The following is a 448-nucleotide window of genomic DNA, read 5'->3' as shown; positions in this document are numbered from 1 at the left end:
TAAAACTGTCGGGCTCTAGAAAATTTAAACAAAGAATCTGGAGGAGGTATAAGGAGCTACAGCAAGAGAAGCCGGATATTTATAATCGAGATATCGTAGGATATAAGCCAAATAGCAAAGATAAGTCTTATATTTCGGGCCTGAAAGAGATTGACTCGCCCTCTATCGGTGACCAAATAGATAATGAGAAGAATAAGAAAGAGTTATTCAAAACCACGAAGCTAAAGTATCGTAAAAAACAATAATTTTTTAGGTGTAGGTAAGTTGCTCTCTCGTTCAGTGGTTCCCCGTTAGTACACAAGCTAGATACAAAACAGAACATAACAATTCGTAATCAAAAGACTAGGCCAAAACCGGAGACCGGAACAACTATTTTACGAATGATCTATTTTTCGAAACCTACATTTATGAATCAATAAATCGACTACCGGCTTCAGCGAGTCATTAG

The 448-nt window shown here is 37.1% G+C and carries 1 protein-coding gene; it reads left to right on the top strand.

All coding sequences use genetic code 11. The features are described from left to right. The coding region (locus A3763_RS29360; RefSeq protein WP_231872061.1) for a hypothetical protein at positions 1–245 on the top strand (245 nt) is incomplete at its 5' end. Between the last annotated feature and the right edge of the window lie 203 nt (positions 246–448).

The organism is Oleiphilus sp. HI0128, assembly GCF_001635365.1.
The sequence above is the reverse complement of the archived record's forward strand: the minus strand, read 5'-3'. Positions and strand labels throughout refer to the sequence as shown.